Here is a 19941-nt window from a genome sequence, read left to right on the forward strand (position 1 = left end):
GCGTCAGACGGGGAAGCGGCCCACAGGGTTGCACGCACTTCTGAGAGGTGTTTGAGAAAGCGCTGTGCCCACCGTGCGGGGCACGGTGGGCACAGGTGCTCTTCTTCCCAGGTCACAGGCGGGACGCGGGCGGGTTGAGGGCCCGGCCCGACTGTGACGCGGATCTCCGGCGGACCGGGGTCACGCCACGGTCCGCCGAAGACGTCAGCCGAAGATGTTGAAGGCGTTCCAGCCGCTGCCGATCTTCGTGCGCGGCGAGAAGGGCGCCGAGGCGGAGCCACGGCCGGCGTAGAACCACAGCACGCCGTCCTTGTCGCGGGCGAACAGGTCGGCCCGGCCGTCACCGTTCACGTCGCCGGTGGCGGCGTACGCGGTGAAGTTCCAGCCCGTGCCGACGAACGTCCGCTTCCCGAAGGGAGCGCTCGCGGAGCCACGGCCCGGGTAGACGTACAGCGACCCGGAGGAGTCCCGCGCCAGCAGGTCCGCCTTGCCGTCACCGGTGTAGTCGCCCTTGCCCGTGAGGGTGAGGACGCCCCAGCCGGAGCCGACCTGGACGCGCTTGCCGAAGGTGCCGTTGCCACGGCCCGGGTAGGTCCACATGACGCCGGCGGTGTCGACGGCGAGCAGGTCGGCCTGCGCGTCGCCGGTGACGTCGCCGGGCAGGGTGATGGACTTCATCGCGCCCCAGCCGCCGCCGATGCGGGTCGCGACGTACTCGCCCGCGGCGAAGTCCGGGTGGAACCAGTGCAGATCACCGTTGGTCGTGCGCACGATGAACTCGGCGTAATTGTCCCGCTGCAGGTCGGCCTGACGGATCAGGTTCGTCCCGGACCAGTCGCCGAGGGAGGCACGGCCACCGACGGTGGTCCCCCGCGAGTAGTACTCGAAGAGCTCGCCCCCGCTCGTCCGGGCGAGGAGGTCCGCCCGGCCGTCGAAGTTGAGGTCCGTGTCGTCGATCCGCGGGTTGATGCGGCCCGTGTAGGTGCTGGTCTTGGCGTAGACGCCGTACGCGCCCGACTCGACGCAGTCCTCGACGCCCCACGAGACGACACCGGCGATACGGCCGTTGACGACCAGCGGGCCGCCGGAGTCGCCGTTGCACGGCGAGACGGTGCCGGCGTCCTGGCCGGAGGCCGGCTCGCCCGCGCAGACCATGTTGCCCGCGACGAAGTGGGAGCCGAAGTACGCCGAGCAGGAGCTGTCGGCCCGCATCGGCACGGTGGCCTTCTGCAGGACCTCGGCCGACTCGTCGCTGGTGGAGCTGATCCGGCCCCAGCCGTAGACGGTGCCCGGCGTGCCCGCCTTGTACGACAAGGTGTCGTCGGCCGACGTCGTCTGGAGCGTCCGGTACGGCAGCGGGGTGTCGAGCGTCAGGACCGCGACGTCACCGTTGATGGTGGTGTCGTTGTACGCCGGGTTCACCCACTGGCGGGCGACGCCGACGGCCATGCCCTCGTCGGTCGTGTAGAACAGCTTCTCCGTACCGCCGACCACCGTGCCGTTGAGGGCCCAGTTCACGCCGTACACGCAGTGCGCGGCGGTGAGGACCTTGTTCGGCGCGACCAGCGAGCCACCGCAGAAGAAGCCGGTGCCGTCGGCGGGGTCGTAGTAGTACAGCTGCACCATCCACGGCGCCTCGGCGATCGACGCCGGCTGGCCGCTGATGATCTTCGGGTCGACCGTGGAGGACGACGACGAGCCGCTCGGGGCGGGCTTCTCCCCCGTGGCACCGGCGTCTTCCTCCGGCCCGTCCTTCTTGAGTACGGACTTGACACCCTCGACCCGTGCCCGCAGCTCCGCCTCGGAAGACGTGGGCAGCGGGCGCACGGTCCGCTCGCCGGACAGCGGCTGGGTGTCGGTCGCCTGGGCGGGGGCGCCGCCGAGCAGCGCACCTCCCAGGGCGAATGCGGCGGCAGCCGCGGGAAGGGCTATGCGCGCCCTCCGCTGAGCAGATGTCACTCAGAAACTCCTCTCGATGTCCGCGCAGGGAGGAGAGGAGCCACGGAAGGCCACCGGAAAGAAGGCAACGGCGCGGAGCGGCCCGGTGTTTCAGGGCGCGGCTCCGTCGACTCAGTGAGCGCATTCGTAAATGCGTTCCCCCCCACTACGACGCGCTGATCCTACAACGCCGAACCGCCCCCGTCACTGGCGTAACGGGGGCGGTTCAATGCTTCCTGACGGATCGTCAGTCGTTGCCGTTTCCGGCCGACGGCGTCGTCTTCTGGATCTGGAGCAGGAACTCGGCGTTCGACTTCGTCTGCTTCATCTTGTCGAGCAGCAGCTCGATCGCCTGCTGCTGGTCGAGCGCGTGCAGCACCCGGCGCAGCTTCCAGACGATGGCGAGCTCATCGCTGCCGAGGAGGATCTCCTCCTTGCGCGTACCGGACGCGTCGACGTCGACGGCCGGGAAGATGCGCTTGTCGGCGAGCTTCCGGTCGAGCTTGAGCTCCATGTTGCCGGTGCCCTTGAACTCCTCGAAGATCACCTCGTCCATGCGCGAGCCGGTGTCGACCAGCGCGGTGGCCAGGATGGTCAGCGAGCCGCCGTCCTCGATGTTGCGCGCGGCGCCGAAGAAGCGCTTCGGCGGGTAGAGCGCGGTCGAGTCGACACCACCGGACAGGATGCGGCCGGAGGCGGGGGCGGCGAGGTTGTACGCGCGGCCCAGGCGGGTGATGGAGTCGAGCAGGACGACCACGTCGTGACCCAGCTCCACGAGGCGCTTGGCGCGCTCGATGGCCAGCTCGGCGACGGTGGTGTGGTCCTCGGCCGGGCGGTCGAAGGTCGAGGAGATGACCTCGCCCTTGACCGACCGCTGCATGTCGGTGACCTCTTCCGGACGCTCGTCGACGAGGACGACCATCAGGTGGCACTCGGGGTTGTTGTGGGTGATCGCGTTGGCGATCGCCTGCATGATCATGGTCTTGCCGGTCTTCGGCGGGGCCACGATCAGGCCTCGCTGGCCCTTGCCGATCGGCGACACGAGGTCGATGATCCGCGTGGTCAGCACACCCGGGTCGGTCTCCAGACGGAGGCGGTCCTGCGGGTAGAGCGGCGTCAGCTTGTTGAACTCGGGACGGCCGCGGCCGGAGTCGGCGGCCATGCCGTTGGCCGAGTCCAGGCGGACCAGCGCGTTGAACTTCTCGCGGCGCTCGCCCTCCTTGGGCTGGCGCACGGCGCCGGTGACGTGGTCGCCCTTGCGCAGGCCGTGCTTGCGGACCTGGGCGAGGGAGACGTACACGTCGTTCGGGCCGGGCAGGTAGCCGGAGGTCCGGATGAACGCGTAGTTGTCGAGGATGTCCAGGATGCCCGCGACCGGGATCAGGACGTCGTCCTCGGAGACCTGCGGCTCACCGGCGGCGAAGTCGTCGCGGCCACGGCGGCCACGGCGGTCGCGGTAGCGGCCGCGACGGCCCCGGCGGCCGCCCTCGTCGTCGAAGTCGTCCTGCGGGCCGGTCTGGCCCTGCTGGCCGCCCTGGCGCTGCTGGCGCTGGCCGCCGCCCTGCTGGTCGGCGCCCTCGCCCTTGCCGCGGTCGCGGCGGTCACGCTGGCGGTCGCGGCGCTCCCCGCGCTCCCCGCGCTCGCGGCGGTCCCGGCGGCCGGCCTCGGCGGTGTCGACGGAGGCCTCGGCCTTGGCGTCGCCCTGCGCGTCGGTACGGGGCTCGGTCCGGGTCTCGGTGCGGACGTCGGTCCGGACGTCCGTCCGCACGTCGGCGCGGGCCTCGGTGCGGGTGTCGCCCTCGGGGCTGCCGGCCGGCGCGGTGGCGCGGCGACGGCGGCGCTCGCCGACGGCCTGGTCGTCGGAGGCCGGCTGACCGGGGATCTCGATCTGCTGCTGCGCGACGGGCTGCCCGGCCTTCACGGTCTTGGGCGCGGCGTCGGCCTCCTCGGCCCTGCCGGCCTTCTCCACCTTGTCGGCGGCCTTGGCGGTGGCGGCCTTGGCGGCGGTGGCGCCCTCCTCACCCGTACGGGCCTTGGAGGTGGCGCGGCGCTTCGGCTTGGTCTCGGCGGCTCCGGCCGCACCGGCGGCCGCGCCCCCGGCCTGCGCCTCCTTGATGACCTCGATCAGCTGGCTCTTGCGCATCCGCGCGGTGCCCCTGATGCCGAGGCCGGACGCGACCTGCTGCAGCTCGGCCAGGACCATGCCCTCGAGGCCGGTGCCGGAGCGGCGGCGCCGTGAGGTGGTGCCAGTGGCAGCACCTGCGGCGGGCGCGGGGGTGTCGACGCTGGTGTCGGCAGTCACGCCCATCAGATCGGTGGTGTCGCTCACGAAGGGTCCTTCCCTGGAGCGGACGTCGGCCTTCTGGCTCGGCGACCGGTTGTGCTGTCCGACAGCGGTCCCTGATCTGTGGTCCGTGTCGGGGCGGTGGTCCCGCCGGGTACGGCGGAAAGAGAGATACGTGCTTGGGTCCGGCCCGAGGCCCCCTGCTCGGCCCGCTCCTGGGAAAAGCGAGGGGTGTCGCGCGCCGGTTCCGGAGCGTGCTCGAAACTGCTCAGGCAGGCTGCTCAGGCAGTGGAGGAGGCTCCCGGAAGAATGGTGGTCCCGGAAGGGGACACTCAGCACCGCGCCACAAAGACGTCGGGTGCAGACTTGAGGTTAACACTACCGGCTCCAACAAACATTCCCCCTCTCCCACACCGGCAATCCGTGTTCCGGCGGAGACCTACGGCGCGAGCGGCAGCACGCTCGCGCCCGAGAGGTCGAGGGAGAGCCGGTTGGCCGCCCAGCCCTCGCCCGCCAGGAGCGCGACCTTCTCCGCCGCGCCGTCCTCGGCCAGTGCGAGCACCGTGGGGCCCGCACCGGAGATGACCGCGGGGACGCCGTCCGCGCGCAGTCGGTTCACAAGCGCGACGCTCTCCGGCATCGCGGGGGCCCGGTATTCCTGGTGGAGGCGGTCCTCGGTGGCCGCGAGCAGCAGCTCGGGGCGCCGGGTCAGGGCCTCCACCAGCAGGGCCGCGCGGCCGGCGTTGGCCGCGGCGTCCACATGGGGGACGGTGCGCGGCAGCAGGCCGCGGGCGGTCTCGGTGAGCACCGGCTTCCCGGGGACGAAAACCACCGGAACGATGGAACGCGAGGGTTCCATCCTGATCGCCCGGGCGGCGCCGCCCTCGGTCCAGGCGAGCGTGAAGCCGCCGAGCAGACAGGCGGCGACGTTGTCGGGGTGGCCCTCGATCTCGGTGGCGAGCTCCAGCAGCGCCGCGTCGTCGAGCTTGGCGTCGCCGCCTATGGTCACCGCGCGGGCGGCGACGATGCCGGCGCAGATGGCGGCCGAGGAGGAGCCCAGGCCCCGGCCGTGCGGGATGCGGTTGGCGCAGACGACCTCGAGGCCGCGGGGCTGCCCGCCGAGCAGGTCGAAGGCCGTGCGCAGGGAGCGTACGAGCAGGTGACTCTCGTCGCGCGGGAGCGTGTCGGCACCCTCGCCTGCGATGTCGATGTGCAGCCCGGAGTCGGCGACCCGGACGACGACGTCGTCGTACAGCCCCAGCGACAGGCCGAGGGCGTCGAAGCCCGGGCCGAGGTTGGCGCTGGTGGCGGGGACGCGCACCCGGACGGCGGCGGCGCGGAACGCGGGACCGGCCATCGCTCGATGACTCTCCTTGACTCTGACGACGGGGGTTGTACGAGGCGTACGCAAGACCCGGGGGCCGTATCGGTGTCAACGGCATCAGTACCGCGGCATATGCGGAGGCATACGCGACGGGGTGGGTTCGGTACAGCCTATCGAAGGAAGGTTCTGTGGCGACATAGGGCGCACAGGAGGCGCACGATGCGTGTCGCGAGCCTTCCTGTGCTCCTGTGTCCCGTACTGCGTGGCTTGCGGCTTTCCGGCGTGGCCGAAACGCCTTGCGCGAGGCCGAAGCCCTTACGCGACGCGTGGCCGAAGCGCCTTACACGAGGCCGAGCCGCTCGGCGGCCGCGGCCGCGTCGACGGGGACGGTGACCGGCTGGGGCGCTCCGGCGACCGCCCAGTCGGGGTCCTTCAGGCCGTTGCCGGTGACCGTGCAGACGATCGTCTGGCCGGGGTCGACCTTGCCCTGCTCGGCGGCCTTCAGCAGGCCGGCCACGGAGGCGGCCGACGCCGGCTCGACGAAGACGCCCTCCTGGGAGGCCAACAGGCGGTACGCCCGCAGGATCTCACGGTCCGTCACCTCGTCGATGAAGCCGCCGGACTCGTCGCGGGCGGCGATCGCGTAGTCCCAGGAGGCCGGGTTGCCGATGCGGATCGCGGTGGCGATGGTCGACGGGTCCTTGACGACGTGGCCGCGGACGAGCGGCGCGGAGCCGGAGGCCTGGAAGCCCCACATGCGCGGCCGGCGGGAGGCGATGCCGTCCGTCGCGTACTCGGTGTAACCCTTCCAGTACGCGGTGATGTTGCCGGCGTTGCCGACGGGCAGGACGTGGATGTCGGGGGCGTCGCCCAGCATGTCCACGATCTCGAACGCGGCGGTCTTCTGGCCCTCGATGCGGACCGGGTTGACCGAATTGACCAGCGCGACCGGGTAGTTGTCGGAGAGCGCGCGGGCGAGGTCCAGGCAGTCGTCGAAGTTGCCGTCGACCTGGAGGATCTTCGCGCCGTGGACGAGCGCCTGGCCCATCTTGCCGAGCGCGATCTTGCCCTGCGGCACGAGGACGGCGGAGACCATCCCGGCGCGCACGGCGTACGCGGCCGCGGAGGCCGACGTGTTGCCGGTGGAGGCGCAGATGACGGCCTTCGCGCCCTCCTCCTTGGCCCGGGTGATGGCCATGGTCATGCCCCGGTCCTTGAAGGAGCCGGTCGGGTTCGCGCCCTCGACCTTGAGGTGTACCTCGCAGCCGGTGCGCTCGGAGAGGACCTGGGCCGGGACGAGCGGCGTACCGCCCTCACGGAGCGTGACGACCGGCGTCGTGTCCGTAACCGGAAGGCGGTCCCGGTACTCCTCGATGATGCCGCGCCACTGGTGGGTCCTGGTCATGGGTCCTTACTCCCCTTCAACACGCATGATGCTGGCGACACCGCGCACGGTGTCGAGCTTGCGCAGCGCCTCGACGGTCCCGGAGAGGGCGGCGTCGGGCGCGCGGTGGGTGACGACGACGAGGGAGGCCTCGCCGTCCTTGCCCTGCTGGCGCACCGTATCGATGGATACGCCGTGCTCGGCGAAGACCGTCGCGACCTGGGCGAGGACGCCCGGCTTGTCGGCCACGTCGAGGCTGATGTGGTACCGCGTGACGACGTCGCCCATGGGGCTCACGGGCAGCTGCGTGTACGCGGACTCGCCGGGCCCCGTCGCGTCGTTGAGGCGGTTGCGGCAGACGGCGACGAGGTCGCCGAGGACGGCGGACGCGGTCGGCGAGCCGCCGGCACCGGGCCCGTAGAACATGAGCTGCCCGGCGGCGTCGGCCTCGACGAAGACGGCGTTGTACGCGCCGCGGACGGAGGCCAGCGGGTGGCTGAGCGGGATCATCGCGGGGTGCACGCGCGCGGTGACGGACCCGCCGTCGGCGGCGCGCTCGCAGATGGCGAGCAGCTTGATGGTGCAGCCCATGCGCTTGGCGGAGGCGAAGTCGGCGGCGGTGACCTCGGTCATGCCCTCGCGGTAGACGTCGTCGAGGCGCACGCGCGTGTGGAAGGCGATGCCGGCGAGGATGGCGGCCTTGGCGGCGGCGTCGAAGCCCTCGACGTCGGCGGTCGGGTCGGCCTCGGCGTACCCGAGGGCCGTGGCCTCGTCCAGCGCCTCGGAGTACCCGGCGCCGGAGGTGTCCATCTTGTCGAGGATGAAGTTGGTGGTGCCGTTGACGATGCCGAGCACCCGGTTGACCTTGTCGCCGGCGAGGGACTCGCGCAGCGGCCGGATGAGCGGGATGGCGCCGGCGACGGCGGCCTCGTAGTACAGGTCGCGGCCGTGCTGCTCGGCGGCGGCGTAGAGGCTCTGCCCGTCCTGGGCGAGGAGCGCCTTGTTGGCGGAGACGACGGAGGCACCGTGTTCGAAGGCGGTGGTGATGAGCGTACGGGCGGGCTCGACGCCCCCGATGACCTCGACGACGACGTCGATGTCGCCGCGTTTGACCAGGGCCATCGCGTCGGTGGTGATGAGCTCGGGGGCGATGCCCTCGCGCACCTTGGAGGGCCGGCGGACGGCGACTCCGGCGAGCTCGACCGGGGCGCCGATGCGCGCGGCGAGGTCGTCGGCGTGCGTCGTCATGATGCGCGCCACCTCTGAGCCGACCACTCCACAGCCCAGCAGCGCCACCTTCAGCGGACGCGTACGCATCATCCGACCTCGTTTCCTTCTTACAGCTTGAATGCGATCCAGTCTCACTCACCGGACGGAAGTTTCTCCCTTCCGTCCGGATTATGAGACATCTATTTCATCAGCCGACATCGAGACGCAGGAGATCTTCCTCCGTCTCACGCCGGACGATCACCCGCGCCTGACCGTCGCGGACGGCGACGACGGGCGGGCGAAGTGCGTGGTTGTAGTTGCTGGCCATGGAGCGGCAGTACGCCCCGGTGGCCGGTACGGCGATGAGGTCCCCCGGCGCGACGTCGGCGGGGAGGAACGCGTCCTTCACCACGATGTCACCACTCTCGCAGTGCTTGCCCACCACACGGCTCAGCATCGGCTCGGCGTCGCTCGTCCGGGACACCAGCGCGACGGTGTACTCGGCGTCGTACAGGGCGGTGCGGATGTTGTCCGACATGCCGCCGTCGACGCTCACGTACGTACGCAGCCCTTCGAGCGGCTTGACCGTGCCGACCTCGTACAGCGTGAAGGCGGTGGGGCCGACGATGGCGCGCCCGGGCTCGACGGAGAGGCGGGGGACGCCCAGCCCCGCGGCCTCGCACTCCCTCGTCACGATCTCGGTGAGCGACTTGGCGATCTCGTGCGGCTCGCGCGGGTCGTCCTCGGAGGTGTACGCGATGCCGAGCCCGCCGCCGAGGTCGATCTCGGGCAGCTCGACGCCGTGCTCGTCGCGGACCTCCTTGAGCAGGCCGATCACCCGGCGGGCGGCCACCTCGAAGCCGGAGGTGTCGAAGATCTGCGACCCGATGTGCGAGTGGATGCCGATGAGCTCCAGGCCGTCCAGCTTCAGCGCACGCCGTACGGCTTCGGCGGCCTGACCGCCGGCGAGCGCGATGCCGAACTTCTGGTCCTCGTGGGCGGTGGCGATGAACTCGTGGGTGTGCGCCTCGACGCCCACGGTCACCCGGATCTGCGCCTTCTGCCGGACACCGAGGGACTGGGCGATGTGCGCCACGCGCACGATCTCCTGGAAGGAGTCCAGCACGATCCGCCCGACCCCGGCGCGCACGGCGCGCTCGATCTCCTCCACCGACTTGTTGTTGCCGTGGAAGGCGATGCGCTCGGCGGGCATCCCGGCGTCGAGGGCGGTGGCGAGCTCGCCGCCCGAGCATACGTCGAGGTTGAGCCCCTCCTCCTTGAGCCACCGGACGACGGCGCGCGACAGGAACGCCTTCCCGGCGTAGAACACGTCGGCCTCGCTGCCGAAGGCGTCGGCCCAGGCGCGGCAGCGGGCGCGGAAGTCGGTCTCGTCGAGGAAGTAGGCGGGGGTGCCGTACTCCTCGGCGAGGGTGGTGACGGGGATCCCGCCGACGGTGACGACACCGTCCTCGTCCCGGGTGACGGTCCGGGACCACACCTTCGCGTCGAGGCGGTTGAGGTCGGCGGGCGGAGCGGTGTAGTGCCCCTCGGGCAGGACATCGGCGTGACGGGGCCCGGCGGGGTGTGCGGAACGGCTCATGTCTCTCTCACAAAGTCACAAGTAGTCGGGGGCGCTGATGCCGAGCAGTGCCAGGCCGCCGGCCAGCACCGTCCCGGCGGCTTCGGCGAGGGCGAGCCGGGAGCGGTGGGCGGCCGAGGGTTTCTCGTCGCCGAGGGGCAGCACGGTGTGCTGGAACCCCAGGAACGCGTCGGCGGTGGCCTCCAGGTGCCGGGCGACCCGATCGGGGGCGCGGTGGCGTGCGGCGGCTTCGAGGACGGCGGGGTGGTCGCCGATGGCGGTGAGGAGGCGCGGCGCGTCGACGTCCTGCTCGTACGCGGCGCCGAATCCGAGCTGCGCCGCGTTGCGCAGCAGGGCCGCGGCCCGGGCGTGCGCGTACCGCACGGTGAAGAGCCCGTTGGCCTCGGTCTGCGGGAGTACGTCGTCGGCCGTCAGGGCCCGGTCGTGGGCGGCGGGCCGGAGGAGGGCCCAGTGGGCGGCGTCGGGCCCGAGCGCGTCCACGTCGTACGTCACGGGCACGGGTACGGGCGTGAGCCGGATGCCGTCGTCGGCGTTGGTGATCCGCGTGCGGGCGCCCTGCGCGCTCTGGAGCCGCGCGACGGCCCGGACGACGGCGGCGGCCCGCACCTCGCGGGGCTCCCGGTAGTGGAAGACCTGCCCGTCGAGCGCGCGCCCGTGCCCGTAGCGCCGCCCCTGCTCGCGCACGCGGGCGACCAGCTGCGCGTGGCTGTCGCCGCGCAGTGTGAAGTTGAGGAACCCGGGCCCGGTGATCTCGACGGCCGCGATCCCGGGGGCCTGGGCGAGCCGGGCCTGGAGGATCTCGGCGACCCGGCGGGCCGGCATCCCGGCGGGCCCGGCGAGCTGGAGCGCGGCGCTGGTCGCGTAGTCCCCCCTGCCGCCGGGGCGGGGCCGCTCGACCTTGACCCGCTCGGGGACGGTGGTCTCCGCCCGCAGGGCACCGTCACCGACCGCGCGGCGCACGGCGTGCAGCACGGTGAGGGAGAGATCTGCGGGGGTCACGGGACAAGCGTATGGGAGGAGGGGGGTGAGGACGCGAACCGGTTTCGCGATGCGGTCATGGGGGGCTCAACCCCAGGGGGTCCCGGTGCCCGTCCCAGGCCCTGCCCCTGCCCCCGACCCCGTCCCGGTACCGGCGTGGCCGGCGCCGCGGCGGCCGTGGACGTCCCGCTCCATGAGCTGCCGCACGAGCCGCACGAGGTCGGCGGGCTCGAACGGCTTCGCCAGGAACGCGTCCACTCCGGCGGCGAGCCCGCCGTCCATCTCGTGCTGCGTACAGGCACTGATGATCGCGACCGGCAGATGCCCGGTCCGCGGATCCTCCCGCAGCCGCGCGGCGGTCCGCAGCCCGTCGAGGCGCGGCATGACGACATCGAGCGTGACGACATCGGGGCACACCCGATGCACGACATCCAGACACTCGGCACCATCGGCCGCGGTCACGACCTCGAAGCCCTCAAGCTCGAGATTGACCCTGATCAGCTGCCGGATGACCCTGTTGTCGTCCACGACGAGCACCCGGCCGGACGCGCCTGACACAACTCGAGAGTAGGTCGCGATCCGGCCCTGCGTCCGGGTTTTCCCCACTTCCACCCCGCACGAGCGACAGGCCGCGTGTCGCCCTCCGGAAATACCTGTTCACAGCCACCGCCCGAGAGCTGGTAGGGTTCTACCCGTCGCCGCCGATCACGGCGGACACGCCCCCGTAGCTCAGGGGATAGAGCAACGGCCTCCGGAGCCGTGTGCGCAGGTTCGAATCCTGCCGGGGGCACCCTTTCTGAGGTGCCTAAAGACCCCGTGACCAGCGGATACGCTGAGTGCGGGGTCTTCGTGTATGTGCAGGCGTGTGCCACCCGGAGCGGGTGTGTGCCGTGGACGGGCTGTGGACGGGACGACGGCACCGTCATGGCCCTGAGCCCTGCCCATCCGCAGAAGAAGCCCGCTCCGAAACCCGTCCCGGTCGGCGCTCGCTCAGTCTTCCGTGCAGTGTTCCTCATCATCCCCGCGGCGGCGGCGCGCTCGCTCGGCGATCACGCTGGGAAGCTTGACCTTCACCGAACTTGCCCGCCCTGAGGGCTCGTTGCCGAGGTTTCTGGCGACCATGACGCCCCCATGACCGGCTCGACGGGGGTCGAGGCCCCTAGGCGGCCAGGTGGCGAATTCCCGTCCGGCTCGGATGCACCGCCGTGGCCTGAATCCCGATGACCTCGACTGCGACGCCCCACGCCTCAAGCATCTTGGCCGTCTGCACGAGGGTGACCTGGGAGAACGGGAACAGCGTGTCGGCGGTGAGGTCGGTTCCGCTCTTCAGCAGGATCGCGAATACGACCTTCGACGGCCGGAAGCCGTCCGGCAAGGCTCGGCCGGGCCGGGCCTCGGCCACCTTCCGGGCGAAGCCCTCCATGGCGTCCGGCGAGTGCAACAGGCTCTGCACGGCGACCACGGCCTGGCCGAACAGATGACTCAGCGCGTCGGAACCCTTGGCCCGCTTCACCATGACGAGGACGTTGTCCGGGCTCAGCAGGTCGCAGACCTCCACGCCGTTGCCCCGGTGCAGGGCGGTCCGGACGTTGTCACGGTCGAAGCAGACGTACCCGGGTCGCAGGTCGGGCACCGACTCGTTGTAGTCCCGCTCCTTGTCCCCGAGCACCCAGGCCGGAAGGTCGACCGAAGGCGTGTAGGTAATGAGCCGCTCCACCTGTGAGCGGATCGCCTCCAGGTACGCCTTACCGATCTCGTACCACTGCCCGTCCAGCAGGAAGAACCTCCGCGCCCCGAGCGCCACCTCGGCTTCGATCCACCGCAGCACGTTCGACGTCCAGATGACGTCCTCCTTCCCTGCCCGGGGGTGCGAGTAGAGAGTGACCGTGCCATCCCGGAGCGCGGCGAAGCGGGTTCCGCGACGCTGTACCCGTGCCCGGTTGAGGACGTACTCGAGGCTGAAGTCGTCGGAGAGGCGGGCCTCCGGGCTGTTGACCTTGGTGGCGAACACCTGGGCGGCGGCGAAGTCGGCCCAGCGGCCGGACGGGACGGCGACCGCGATGCGGCCGTCCTGCCGCTCACCGAGCATGTCGTCGAGCCGCTCCTCGAGCCGCGTGACGAGGTCGCCGTCCTTGATCGGGACGATGTGCTCGACGAACTCCAGTTCCGGGCAGGGGGCCTCGTCCCGGAGGACCCGAACGATGCCCCGGATGTCCGCGACCAGGTCCGCGGCCTCGACGCCGAGCCGCATGCGCAGACCCGTACCGCCCTCGACGCTGGAGATCCTCGTACGGTCGTCCTGGCCGATCGTGAGCTGCATCCCGTCCAGCCGACCACCCAGCCGGCGCACGATCTGCGCGTGCTCCTGGACGCCGAGGTTCCAGACCGGAGTGCCACCCGGCACCAGCGTGATGTCGGTCCGGCCACCGCCCGGCGTGTGGGAGACCAGGTCGCGGATCTGGGCAGGGTCGACCCTGCGGATCACGAACTGCAGCCCGAACCGCCGGTCCTTGAGGTGGTCCGGCACCAGACGGAACCCCTGGTCGTAGCCGATGGCGTACACCTCGCCGTCGACCGCGAGCATCAGCAGTCCGGCCGACCGGTTCACAGGCCGCGACACCTCACACCCGGTGGTGCGGATGATCTCGCCACACCAGCTCGCGACCGGCTGCTCGAAGCTGCCCGTGACCAGCAGGGCCGGAACGCCGAGCCGTTCCTGCGGGAGGTGCAGTTCCGCGTCGACGGCTTCGAGCCGCTCCGGGTCGAGGACGTCGAACATGGCGTCGACCGTGGGAGCGACACCCGCGAGCCGGTACAGGGTGCGCTTGGACGTGTTGGGGGTGCTGGATGCCATTCACCGCTCCGTTTCGAGGGGATCAGCGCAGGGGGAAGCCCGGATTCCCGGGAGGAGACCGGGAGGGGCGAGTGAAAGCGACACCAGTAGAGCAATAACTGAAAGCACTGTCAAATGATGCCGCCTATCGGATGTCGGTATAGAGTGGGCCGCAGCCCGTCCCGACCACAGCCACGTCACCGGCAGGAGCCCATGAACCAACAGGCCAGCGCCCTCGTGACCGCCGCCGAGATCTCCCGGCTGGCCGGGGTCACCCGGGCCACCGTGAGCAACTGGCGTCGCAGGCACCGGGACTTCCCCACCCCAACAGGGGGCACGGACACCAGCCCGACCTACGACCTCGCCGCCGTACGCGCCTGGCTCTCCGCCCGTGGCCAGCTTCCCGAGGACACGCCGGCGGACGAACTTCGCACCGCGCTGCGCGCCCACCCCGGCGATGGCGAAGTGGCCCTGCGCCTGCTCCCCGCGGTACTCACGGCCGCCCGGCTGGACGCGAGAGAGCGTGAGACCCTGCCCGGTCTGCGCGATGACGCGCTGCTGCGATGGATCCGGTCGGCCGCGGACGCCGAAGCAGCGGACATCCCCGGAATCCAGGACCCCGAATACGGCGCCGACACGACGGGCCCGTTGAGGGCCTTGTTGCGATGCGTCTCCGTGGACGGCGCCGAGGCCGCGACGGATGTCCTGGCCGAGCGCCTGCTGGAGGACAGCGGCACCGGCACCTACGTCACGCCGCGCCCCCTCGCCGACCTCATGGCCCGCCTCCTGGCCGACAGCACCGGCGCCTTCCCCGCCAGCGTCCTGGACCCCGCGTGCGGCACCGGATCGCTGCTGATCGCGGCGGCGTCCGCCGGGGCGACCGAGCTGCACGGTCAGGACATCCTGGCCGCCCAGGCCGCCCAGACCGCCGTCCGGCTCCGGCTGCGCCACCCCGGGGCGGTGATCTCCGTACGCACGGGGGACAGCCTGCGCGCCGACGCCTTCAGGAGCCTCGTAGCGGACGCCGTCCTGTGCAACCCCCCGTACGGGGTCCGCGACTGGGGGCACGAGGATCTGGCGTACGACCAGCGCTGGGCCTACGGCGTACCCCCCAAGGGGGAGCCGGAACTCGCCTGGGTCCAGCACTCCCTGGCCCACGTCGCTCCCGGCGGCCGTGCCGTACTCCTCATGCCGCCCGCTGTCGCGGAGCGCACCGCAGGCCGACGTGTCCGGGCCCAGCTGGTACGAGACGGAGCCCTCCGCGCGGTCGTCTCACTCCCCCCGGGTGCGGCGACACCACTTCACATCGGCCTGCACCTTTGGGTGCTGGAGCGGCCGGATCCGCAGGCCGAAGCCCCCGGGACGGTTCTGCTCGTCGACGCCGCCGCCGGGGGCCGCGATCTCGACTGGGCCGCCATCGACGAGACCGTACTGTCGGCCTGGCGGCGCTACCTCGCCGACCAGGACGGCTTCACGGGAACCCCGGGCACCGCCGGCGCCGTGCCGATCACCGATCTCCTCGACGAGGCCACGGACCTGACCCCGACCCGCCACATCCAGCAAGCTTCCCGGCAGGCGCTTCGCCCCGCCGCCCTGGCCCGACACGCATCGGAGCTCTACGACCATCTGCGTCAGGCCGCTGGAGACCTGACCGGCCTCAGTCCCACCGACGGCGACTGGCCGCCGGTCGACGACGGCCCCCGCGACTGGCGCACCGCGACGGTCGCGGACCTTCTACGCGGCGGTGCTGTCCACCTCCTTCGGACACCGCCCGGAGGCCGCCGGACCCGGAACGGCCAGGCCCTACCGCCGCCCCGTCCGGAACACGGTGGACGCCCGGCGCTCACGGCTGCCGACGTCCTGGACAACCGACCCGCGTCCGGCACGGAAGCTGACCTACCCGCCGGTGTCCCTCTCCCCTCGGTCCAGGAAGGTGATGTGCTGCTCACCGAGACACTCCGGGGGGGACGGGGCGCCGTGGCCCGGGTCGTCGAGCCGGGTGAGGAGGGCTGCTTCCTGGGACCCCACCTGCTGCTCTTCCGCCCGGACCGGCGCCGGCTCGACGCCTGGTTCCTGGCCGGCTTCCTCGCGGCGGACCAGAACGTCAACGCCGCCGCCACCGGCACCTCCATCGTCCGGGTGGACCCGCGACGCCTACGCGTCCCCCTGCTCCCCCTCGCCGAGCAGCAGCGCTACGGCGCCGCCTTCCGCCGCCTGCACGAGCTGCGTACCGCCGCCCGCCGTGCCGACCAGGCCGCCGAGGACGTCACACGTCTCCTCAATGCCGGGCTTACCGGCGGTGCGCTGCTACCGCACGTTGACGGATCGGCGTGAAACGTACGCCGCGACGCCGAAAGGCGACCAGACTTGACGTCACCGTCCCGTGGGGACGGCGAACACCGGAAGGACTTCGTTGAACAGCAGTAAGCACACGGAACTGGCAAACCACGCGTGGTCGGTCGCCGACCTCCTGCGCGGCGACTACAAGCAGTCCGACTACGGCAAGGTCATCCTGCCGTTCACCGTACTGCGGCGCCTGGAGTGTGTCCTCGCCCCGACCAAGGACAAGGTCCTGGAGGTCGCCGCCCGCTTCCGGAACCAGGACATCAACCCCGACCGCTTCCTGCGCAAGGCGTCCGGCCACAGCTTCTACAACACCAGCACCTACACGCTGAAGGCCATCGCGGGTGACGCGTCGCACGCGGCGAAGCACCTCCACGAGTACTACGGCGCCTTCTCCCCCAACGCCAGGGAGGTGCTGGAGCGGTACGACTTCGCCCAGCAGATCAAGCGGCTGGAGGCGGCGGATCTGCTGTACCAGGTGGTCGGGCGGTTCGCCGACCTCGACCTGCGGCCGGTGAAAAGGGATGAAGACGGCAATGTCGTGCTCGGCGAGGACGGCAAGCCGGTCGAGATCGTCAACAACCACCAGATGGGCTACATCTTCGAGGAGCTGATCCGGCGCTTCGCCGAGCAGTCCAATGAGACGGCCGGTGAGCACTTCACGCCCCGCGAAGTCATCCGGCTGATGGTCAACCTGCTGGTCGCACCGGACAGTGACGCGCTGGCCCTTCCGGGCACCGTGCGCACCATCATGGACCCGGCCTGCGGCACCGGCGGCATGCTCAGCGCGGCCGAGGAGCACATCACCGCCCTCAACCCGGACGCCACCGTCAAGGTCTTCGGCCAGGAACTCAACCCCGAGTCTTGGGCGATCTGCCGGTCCGACATGATGATCAAGGGCCAGGACCCGGAGAACATCAAGTTCGGCAACTCCTTCAGCGACGACGGCTTCAGCAAGGACGACTCCAAAAGGGACAAGAACACGCCCACCAGTTTCGACTATTTGCTGGCCAACCCGCCGTTCGGCGTGGAGTGGAAGAAGGTCAAGGACGCGGTCGAGGACGAGCACGAGCGCCTCGGAGAGAGCGGACGCTTCGGGGCCGGCCTGCCGCGCATCAACGACGGCTCGCTGCTCTTCCTCCAGCACATGATCTCGAAGATGAAGCCGGTGGACCCGTCGGGGTCGGGCGGCAGCCGCATCGCGATCGTCTTCAACGGCTCCCCCCTGTTCACGGGGGCGGCGGAGTCGGGCGAGTCCAGGATCCGGCAGTGGATCCTGGAGAACGACTGGCTGGAGGGCATCGTCGCTCTGCCCGACCAGCTCTTCTACAACACCGGCATCTCCACGTACTTCTGGGTGCTCAGCAACCGCAAGGCCAGGGACCGGCGCGGCAAGGTCGTCCTGCTGGACGCGCGCGACTACTGGCGCAAGATGCGAAAGTCGCTCGGCGACAAGCGCAAGGAGCTAGGCGAGGAGCACATCTCGGAGATCACGCGCCTGTACACGGAGGCGCTTGCGGTCCTGGAGGCGGCGGAGAAGGGCGGCGGCCACGACCTGGCCGACCGGGCCGGGAAGATCAAGGTCTTCCGCAACGAGGACTTCGGATATCGCCGGATCACCGTCGAGCGGCCGTTGAAGCTCCGCTTCGAGGTGACGGAGGAGACGCTGGCCGCCATCACGGCGTCGAAGCCGATCGCCCGGGCCACGGACGCCGAGGCGTTCGCGGAGGCGCTGCGCCCGCTGGTCGGCAAGTCCTGGGCGGCGAAGTCCGACGCGTGGATCGACCTGAAAGACGCGGTCGTCGCCGCCGGTCTGCTGTGGCCGACGGGTGCGCCGTTCGGCAAGGCCCTGCGGGAGGCGGTCGGCGCCCGCGACCCGGAGGGCGAGGTCCAGCGCATCAAGGGCGAGCCGGAGCCGGACCCTGAGCTGCGGGACTACGAGAACGTCCCACTGGACGAGGACGTGGAGGAGTACCTGCGGCGCGAGGTGCTGCCGCATGTCCCGGACGCGTGGATCGACCACAGCAAGACGAAGATCGGGTACGAGATCCCGTTCACGCGTCACTTCTACGTGTACAAGCCGCCCCGGCCGCTGGCGGAGATCGACGCGGAGCTGAAGGCCCTGGAGGATGAGATTCAGGTGCTGCTCGGTGAGGTGACGGAATGAGCACTGCACTCGGAGTTGCTCTGCCCGAGAAGTGGAAAGTGTCGCGACTGAAACATGTGACAGGTCTGCTCAATCGCGGATCTACCCCATCGTACGTAGATGATGGACAAGTACGCGTGATCGGTCAAGCCGCAAATCAGAATGACGGGATTGCCTGGTCTCGAACACGACTTCACGAGCACAACGGTGACGCAACGAAGATTAAGGGATCCTTGCAACCGGACGACGTACTGATTAACTCGACCGGCACGGGAACCCTCGGCCGCATTGGATATTTCAACGGCGCACCTGACGGGCTCCCATGTATGGCGGACAGCCATATCACCATTGCGCGAACAAGAACCGATGAATTGCACCCTCGATTCGCCTATTACTGGCTTACCTCGCAAGCGTTCCAAGAATACGTGTACGCGGCACTTGCGGTGGGGGCAACAAACCAGATCGAGCTGAACCGCGACAGATTGGGTGACGCGCCCGTTCCGCTCCCATCGATGGAGGAGCAACGCCGCATCGCCGACTTCCTCGACGCCGAGACGGCTCGCATCGACCGGCTTTTGACATTGAAAAGCCTGGTTAGAACGCGACTTGCTGAGCGAATTCTCTCTGTTCGTGACACCCTGGTCAACCGACTTGCAGATTCACGGGATTCAGTACCACTGCGTCGCTTCACGACACGAATCGAGCAGGGTGCAAGCCCTCAATGCGAGGCAGGCCCACGCAAGACAGAGAATGAATGGGCAGTACTAAAGCTGAGCTCCGTAAAGAACGGATTTTTTCACCCGCGAGAGAACAAGCGACTGCCAGGCGATGTGCAATTCTCCTCGGCACATGAAGTTCGCGCCGGCGATTTTCTCGTGACTCGCGCGAATACGCCAAGTCTAGTCGGGGACGTTGCAGTCGTAGGCGACAATCCGCCACCGCGCCTCCTCTTGCCGGATCTAATTTACCGAGTCGGCTTGATCCCTGAAATCAAGGCCGAATATGTCATGCAAATCGCCTTGAGCGGCCGGATTCGATCACTGGTCGAATCCGTGGCCCGTGGAACCTCCCAGTCAATGGTTAAATTGCGAGGCGAAGATATTAAAGAGTGGCCCATACCCGTCGCCACTCTGCCCCAGCAAGTAGAAGTCATAAGGGAGATTTCGAAGGCAACTGAAAATGCGACCGAACTTCAAAGGCGCACGGAACGCCAGGTCAGGTTGCTCACCGAGCGGCGCCAAGCGCTGATCACCGCTGCCGTCACCGGGCAGATCGACGTGTCCACTGCCAGCGGACGCGGGATCGAGGAATGATCGCGCCATGAGTACCACCGCGCCGCATCGCCCAGGGCCCTTCATCACCCGTGTCCGAATCGAGGACTACAGGTCTATCGCTCACTGTGACGTGGCCCTCGGCCGGATCACCGTGCTGCTCGGGCTGAACGCCGCAGGCAAGTCGAACTTCCTCGATGCCCTGCGCTTTGTACGCGACGCGCTGGTGAGCGGCCCGGCCGAGGCAGTGGCAGCGCGCGCCGGGTGGGACGAGGTGCTGCGCCGGATGCCCGAGCCGACGGCCTCCAGCATGACCGGGCGCCGGACGGCCGTAGTGCCAGCGAACCGGGAGTTCGAGGCGTGGTTCCTCGCGTCGGCGCCTTCACTCGGTGGCCGCGCGAGGCTCGCCGAACGCCTAGAGGACCTGCCCGACAGCGAGGCGTTACGCGACTGCAAGGGCTGGCTGACTCACCACCGGCGCGACGGGGTGCGGTACCGGCCTCGTGTGGACCAGGCGGCGCTGACCCAGTTCATGAATCTCGGCCTCGCCCGCGCCTACTCGTCATCGTTCGACAAGTTCTGCCGCGACATCACCTATCTGGTCACCGGAAAGCGGGGGGAATAGCCGCTC

Annotated in this window: 13 protein-coding genes and 1 tRNA gene; 5 read left to right on the plus strand and 9 right to left on the minus strand. The window is 70.0% G+C overall.

What is annotated here, in order from left to right; all coding sequences use genetic code 11:
• Window positions 1-204 precede the first annotated feature (204 nt).
• The 8 genes from ABZX67_RS22555 to ABZX67_RS22590 all read right to left on the minus strand — a co-directional run bounded on the left by ABZX67_RS22555 (window position 205) and on the right by ABZX67_RS22590 (window position 11329).
• Window positions 205-1959, minus strand: a complete 1755-nt coding sequence (locus tag ABZX67_RS22555; protein ID WP_355362890.1) for a trypsin-like serine protease — start codon at window positions 1957-1959, stop codon at window positions 205-207.
• A 226-nt stretch (window positions 1960-2185) separates the two neighbouring features.
• Entirely contained in the window at window positions 2186-4267 is a 2082-nt protein-coding gene (gene rho / locus ABZX67_RS22560) for a transcription termination factor Rho (protein WP_355362892.1), read from the minus strand.
• A 394-nt stretch (window positions 4268-4661) separates the two neighbouring features.
• On the minus strand, window positions 4662-5579 hold the full coding sequence (thrB, locus tag ABZX67_RS22565) for a homoserine kinase (protein WP_355362894.1): 918 nt from the start codon (window positions 5577-5579) through the stop codon (window positions 4662-4664).
• A 307-nt stretch (window positions 5580-5886) separates the two neighbouring features.
• Window positions 5887-6951: a threonine synthase gene (gene thrC / locus ABZX67_RS22570; RefSeq protein ID WP_355362896.1), complete on the minus strand. Its 1065-nt coding sequence runs from the start codon at window positions 6949-6951 to the stop codon at window positions 5887-5889.
• A gap of 6 nt (window positions 6952-6957) precedes the next feature.
• Window positions 6958-8247 (minus strand): homoserine dehydrogenase, encoded by a 1290-nt coding sequence (locus ABZX67_RS22575; protein WP_355362962.1) that lies wholly within the window; start codon window positions 8245-8247, stop codon window positions 6958-6960.
• 100 nt (window positions 8248-8347) lie between these two features.
• A complete protein-coding gene (gene lysA / locus ABZX67_RS22580) occupies window positions 8348-9739 on the minus strand; it encodes a diaminopimelate decarboxylase (RefSeq protein WP_355362898.1) in 1392 nt (463 codons plus the stop codon).
• 15 nt (window positions 9740-9754) lie between these two features.
• Complete coding sequence (nrtL, locus tag ABZX67_RS22585) at window positions 9755-10738, minus strand: ArgS-related anticodon-binding protein NrtL (protein ID WP_355362900.1); 984 nt, start codon at window positions 10736-10738, stop codon at window positions 9755-9757.
• A 66-nt stretch (window positions 10739-10804) separates the two neighbouring features.
• Window positions 10805-11329: a response regulator gene (locus tag ABZX67_RS22590; protein WP_355362902.1), complete on the minus strand. Its 525-nt coding sequence runs from the start codon at window positions 11327-11329 to the stop codon at window positions 10805-10807.
• A gap of 106 nt (window positions 11330-11435) precedes the next feature.
• Here ABZX67_RS22590 and ABZX67_RS22595 point away from each other — a divergent pair.
• Window positions 11436-11507: transfer RNA gene (locus ABZX67_RS22595), tRNA-Arg, on the plus strand.
• A gap of 369 nt (window positions 11508-11876) precedes the next feature.
• Here ABZX67_RS22595 and ABZX67_RS22600 read toward each other — a convergent pair.
• Window positions 11877-13571: a TIGR04141 family sporadically distributed protein gene (locus tag ABZX67_RS22600; protein WP_355362904.1), complete on the minus strand. Its 1695-nt coding sequence runs from the start codon at window positions 13569-13571 to the stop codon at window positions 11877-11879.
• A 192-nt stretch (window positions 13572-13763) separates the two neighbouring features.
• Here ABZX67_RS22600 and ABZX67_RS22605 point away from each other — a divergent pair, with 192 nt between their 5' ends.
• The 4 genes from ABZX67_RS22605 (at window position 13764) to ABZX67_RS22620 (ending at window position 19935) form a co-directional block, all read left to right on the plus strand.
• Window positions 13764-15884 (plus strand): N-6 DNA methylase, encoded by a 2121-nt coding sequence (locus ABZX67_RS22605; protein WP_355362906.1) that lies wholly within the window; start codon window positions 13764-13766, stop codon window positions 15882-15884.
• Window positions 15885-15963: 79 nt separating this feature from the next.
• The gene (locus tag ABZX67_RS22610; protein WP_355362908.1) at window positions 15964-18060 is read left to right on the plus strand and encodes a class I SAM-dependent DNA methyltransferase; all 2097 of its coding nucleotides are present in this window, start codon (window positions 15964-15966) and stop codon (window positions 18058-18060) included.
• Window positions 18057-19352 (plus strand): restriction endonuclease subunit S, encoded by a 1296-nt coding sequence (locus tag ABZX67_RS22615; RefSeq protein ID WP_355362910.1) that lies wholly within the window; start codon window positions 18057-18059, stop codon window positions 19350-19352. Before ABZX67_RS22610 ends, ABZX67_RS22615 begins: the two co-directional genes overlap by 4 nt.
• 7 nt (window positions 19353-19359) lie before the next feature.
• Complete coding sequence (locus ABZX67_RS22620) at window positions 19360-19935, plus strand: AAA family ATPase (RefSeq protein WP_355362912.1); 576 nt, start codon at window positions 19360-19362, stop codon at window positions 19933-19935.
• Window positions 19936-19941 lie beyond the last annotated feature (6 nt).

This window comes from Streptomyces sp. NPDC003036, assembly GCF_040611175.1.
Lineage (GTDB): Bacteria > Actinomycetota > Actinomycetes > Streptomycetales > Streptomycetaceae > Streptomyces.

What these genes read in the sequence shown, in the direction of transcription:
- ABZX67_RS22605 (WP_355362906.1), top strand. Translation starts at nt 13,764, where the DNA reads ATGAACCAACAGGCCAGCGCCCTCGTGACCGCCGCCGAGATCTCCCGG.
- ABZX67_RS22615 (WP_355362910.1), top strand. Translation starts at nt 18,057, where the DNA reads ATGAGCACTGCACTCGGAGTTGCTCTGCCCGAGAAGTGGAAAGTGTCG.
- ABZX67_RS22620 (WP_355362912.1), top strand. Translation starts at nt 19,360, where the DNA reads ATGAGTACCACCGCGCCGCATCGCCCAGGGCCCTTCATCACCCGTGTC.
- ABZX67_RS22575 (WP_355362962.1), bottom strand. Translation starts at nt 8,247, where the DNA reads ATGCGTACGCGTCCGCTGAAGGTGGCGCTGCTGGGCTGTGGAGTGGTC.
- thrC (WP_355362896.1), bottom strand. Translation starts at nt 6,951, where the DNA reads ATGACCAGGACCCACCAGTGGCGCGGCATCATCGAGGAGTACCGGGAC.
- ABZX67_RS22600 (WP_355362904.1), bottom strand. Translation starts at nt 13,571, where the DNA reads ATGGCATCCAGCACCCCCAACACGTCCAAGCGCACCCTGTACCGGCTC.
- thrB (WP_355362894.1), bottom strand. Translation starts at nt 5,579, where the DNA reads ATGGCCGGTCCCGCGTTCCGCGCCGCCGCCGTCCGGGTGCGCGTCCCC.
- lysA (WP_355362898.1), bottom strand. Translation starts at nt 9,739, where the DNA reads ATGAGCCGTTCCGCACACCCCGCCGGGCCCCGTCACGCCGATGTCCTG.